Origin of the sequence: Treponema sp. UBA7567 (assembly GCF_002476655.1) — a bacterium.
Classification (GTDB): Bacteria; Spirochaetota; Spirochaetia; order Treponematales; family Treponemataceae; genus Treponema_D.
In genome coordinates, this window is sequence record NZ_DLLH01000015.1 from 331 (window position 1) to 3,582 (window position 3,252).

Sequence of the window (3,252 nt, forward strand, 5' to 3'; positions counted from 1 at the left end):
CGGGCTTGACCCGATAATCTGCTGAACGCTCTTTTTTTAGAGTGTAAGACTGGTTTCATGGATAATTTTACATAAAAACTGTTAAAACTCATTTCTCCAAATTTCAACAAGTTTTTGAATTGAGTAAACGGCATTTGCAGGACTTGTGGAAGGAAGCGTTTTCAGCATGGAGCACAAATTTTCATCCTGATATTTTAGAAAATATTTAGCGGCAGTTTTGCCGTTTGCAAGAATTTTTGCAATTTTACAGGCGGACACTATTCTTTCAATGTCAGAAGGCACAACACTGCTTATAGAACTGTCGGATGAGCCGCAAATTGTACATTCTCTTATCGAATCATACACGGCGATTTTGTGTTTTTCTAGAAAGCGTTGTTTTTCTTCTATCGATACTGGTGTTTCTTCAGAAAAAATCATCGCCAGCATTTTCCAGAAACGGTTCTGCGGATGTCCGTAATAAAAGCCATTTTCACGCGACTTTACGGAGGGCAAGCTTCCTATAATCAAGATTTCTGAATCCGCCCTAAAAAACGGTTCAAAAGGATGAATTATATGTTCCGTCATGTTTATCTTCCATTTGTTTTCAAATTATATTATTTCTCTAACTTTTATTCACTTTTGAAAACACAATCTTTCTGTGCGCCTTCAGTTTTTTAATCGCCCAGTCGTAGTGGCTGCTGGTCGTGCTGATAAAGTATGCGCCGAGGTTCGTTGTTCCCGTCCAGGAAAAATGCTTTTTTGCAAAAAGTTCCTCATCGGAAAAGGAGCGTGCAAGTTCCAGGACTTTTTCGAGAGATTCGGAAAAGTCTGCAAGAGCTTTTTCAAGCGGAACGTTTTGACAGTTCTTCCAGATTGCGCGGTTCATGTCGCCGTAGTTTTTCCAGTTGTACGGTTCGGGCAAAAACTGACACACAATCGCAGGCTTTTTGTTTTCGGATTTTTCGCCGCTTCCGCCTTTCATATTTTCTGCGACAAATTTCAAAAGCAGCTTGTGCCATTCGGTCAGGTGGCAAATCACATCGCGCACGTTCCTGTCGCGGCTCCAGTGCGCCTCCTTTTTGTTCAGCGAAGAAAAGTCGAACGGTGTGTTTTTCTCATCTTCGCTCATCGAATCGATGAATTTTAAAAGCTCATCATAGTTTTTTTCTGCAAGCGCAATCAGGTCGGCTTTGTTCTGCGGTCTTGGCATTTTTACTTCCTTAAAAACTAATTTAGTTAGTTATTATATAACGAAAGTGTTTTACTTTGCAAGATTCCAGCTTTCATCTATTTTTTTGCAGATTTTATCAAAAGAAACCGAACCGTCAAGAATGATTGTGAACCAGTGCATTTTGTTCATGTGCCAGCCCGGAAAGATTTTTTTGCCGTCAACCAATGCCGCAATATTTTCAGGCTGAGCCCGCAAATCAACGATTTCGACGATTTCGTCCGAATGCATTCCGAGCTTTCGGCGGGAAACCGTGAGAAGAACCGCGAACCATTTTTCAGTGTCCTTTCTGCGCAAAACCGCGTTGTCCGAAAATTTTTCCCAAAGAAATTCCGGCTCTGTGCTGTATTTTTCACGCGCGTATTTAATCAGGTCGATTGTCTGCCCGCTTTTAAAAATTGCGGTGTCAAAGCATTTTTCTGCGATTTCGCTAAGTTTTTTTTCAATTTCACTGCGGACATTTCCCACGAATTCTCCGGTTGCCTTTGTCTTGTACAGAATGTATTCTTCTCCTGTCGATTTTTCCGTAAGCGTCGTGTCTAGCATTCCGTTTTTGTCCATTTCGATTTCAAGCTGGAATTCGCCGTTCAGAATTTCAGTGGTGAATTTGTATCCGCCGTCTTGCTCCGAAAATCCGTAGGCCTTGAGTTTTTCAGGATTAAGTTTTTTGTGGCTGAAAATTTCTTCAAACATTCTGCTTTCCGCTTTTAATTCACCTTTGAAAATACAATTTTCTTGTCCTTCAGTTTGATTTTCTCAACTTTATAGCCGTAATTCAAAAGCTCTTTTTTGCAGTTTAGAAACGAATGGTCAAGTTCAATTCCCGCCGCGTCTTTTATCTGGCTGAAAGACAGTTCCAGTTTTTCTTGGTTCGTTTGCTTGAAAATCAAATCAACATAAATCCATAAATCATTGTACTTGCTCATTTCTGCACGCTCCGGATTTCAGTGTCAGTCTTTAATTTTTTTTGATTTTCTTCCAGTTTCCCTTCAAACTGCTCCATGCCCTTTATCATCACGTCGAGCGAAAGGTCAAAACTTTCTTCTATTGAGATCGGGTTTCCGAACGAGTTGTGAATCACTAAAAGCAAAAATCCTTCCAGAAAAGCGCGATAAGTCCGCAAAAGATGATTTGCAACCTCTCGGCTGATTTTAAGCTTGTCGGTCTGGGCAAAAAAGAAGCCGTAAAGTTTTTCGGTCGCCTGAACTAGCTCTTCGCTTTCGTATTTGTTGTACCAAAGCATAGCCTCAAAAACGCCGGGATTTTCAATCGCATATTTATAGAAGAGACTTGCATATTGGCGCAAAGCCTCGTGCGCGTCGTCAGTTTTTATTTGCTCGGAAAGCGGCTCGATTCCGTGTGTCCAGCCGTAAATCATCAGCGACTTCTGAATGTCCTCCTGGCTTTCAATGTGGTTGTAAAGCGACGGCTTTTTTATTCCAAAATGCTCGGCAATCGTTGTGATTGTAACGTAACCCAAGCCGTGCTCGTTCGCAAGCTTGGCCGCCGCCTCAATAACTTTTTCCCTCGTAAGACCAGCACGCGGCATAATTTCCTCCCAAAAAAGGCAAATTGAAAATATCAATTTTTAATTTGCCTTTTTTAGTTGTTTCGCAACGAAGTGAGAAACAACACTTGATAAGAAAGTTTGCAACGCAAACTTTTGACTAAAAACTTTGACGCCATCTTTGACAAAGTTTTTAGTACACCCTCCGTAAAAAGAATTTTTGACAAACTAATTTTATTAGTAATTTTATAACGGCAGAGAATTTTTTTGTCAAGGAATCAGCTTGTTCATTGCAAAACAGATTCCCATGTCGCAGCACGGGAATGACAGTAAAATTACGGTTCCTATTCTTTGTCATTCCAATTGCAGACTTTTCTCATTTCCGCCTCAAAAACACATATGACACACTCTTTTACTTGACAATTTTATGCAAAGAAAACAATAATGGTTAGTAACGTTGCGTTGCAAAATTTCTTATCATCGATTGTTTCTCACTTCGTTGCGAAACAACTCAAAAGGGGATGTCTAATAAGTTCTA

General features: G+C 40.3%; 5 protein-coding genes. All 5 read right to left on the minus strand.

From position 1 onward, the window contains the following. Positions 1–81: 81 nt before the first annotated feature. From B3Y13_RS01370 to B3Y13_RS01390, 5 genes are read right to left on the minus strand one after another with little or no spacing between them, the layout of a single operon-like run. Entirely contained in the window at positions 82–564 is a 483-nt protein-coding gene (locus tag B3Y13_RS01370; protein ID WP_296024746.1) for a DNA-deoxyinosine glycosylase, read from the minus strand. 37 nt (positions 565–601) lie between these two features. Then, positions 602–1,189: a ClbS/DfsB family four-helix bundle protein gene (locus tag B3Y13_RS01375; protein WP_296692217.1), complete on the minus strand. Its 588-nt coding sequence runs from the start codon at positions 1,187–1,189 to the stop codon at positions 602–604. 51 nt (positions 1,190–1,240) lie between these two features. Then, positions 1,241–1,900 carry an MmcQ/YjbR family DNA-binding protein gene (locus B3Y13_RS01380; RefSeq protein WP_296692220.1) on the minus strand — a complete coding sequence of 220 codons (660 nt, stop codon included), beginning with the start codon at positions 1,898–1,900 and terminating at the stop codon, positions 1,241–1,243. Between the two features lie 14 nt (positions 1,901–1,914). Continuing rightward, a complete protein-coding gene (locus tag B3Y13_RS01385; RefSeq protein ID WP_296692222.1) occupies positions 1,915–2,133 on the minus strand; it encodes a hypothetical protein in 219 nt (72 codons plus the stop codon). Next, positions 2,130–2,756 carry a TetR/AcrR family transcriptional regulator gene (locus tag B3Y13_RS01390; protein WP_296692225.1) on the minus strand — a complete coding sequence of 209 codons (627 nt, stop codon included), beginning with the start codon at positions 2,754–2,756 and terminating at the stop codon, positions 2,130–2,132. Before B3Y13_RS01390 ends, B3Y13_RS01385 begins: the two co-directional genes overlap by 4 nt. Positions 2,757–3,252 lie beyond the last annotated feature (496 nt).

What these genes read in the sequence shown, in the direction of transcription:
- B3Y13_RS01370 (WP_296024746.1), bottom strand. Translation starts at nt 564, where the DNA reads ATGACGGAACATATAATTCATCCTTTTGAACCGTTTTTTAGGGCGGAT.
- B3Y13_RS01375 (WP_296692217.1), bottom strand. Translation starts at nt 1,189, where the DNA reads ATGCCAAGACCGCAGAACAAAGCCGACCTGATTGCGCTTGCAGAAAAA.
- B3Y13_RS01380 (WP_296692220.1), bottom strand. Translation starts at nt 1,900, where the DNA reads ATGTTTGAAGAAATTTTCAGCCACAAAAAACTTAATCCTGAAAAACTC.
- B3Y13_RS01385 (WP_296692222.1), bottom strand. Translation starts at nt 2,133, where the DNA reads ATGAGCAAGTACAATGATTTATGGATTTATGTTGATTTGATTTTCAAG.
- B3Y13_RS01390 (WP_296692225.1), bottom strand. Translation starts at nt 2,756, where the DNA reads ATGCCGCGTGCTGGTCTTACGAGGGAAAAAGTTATTGAGGCGGCGGCC.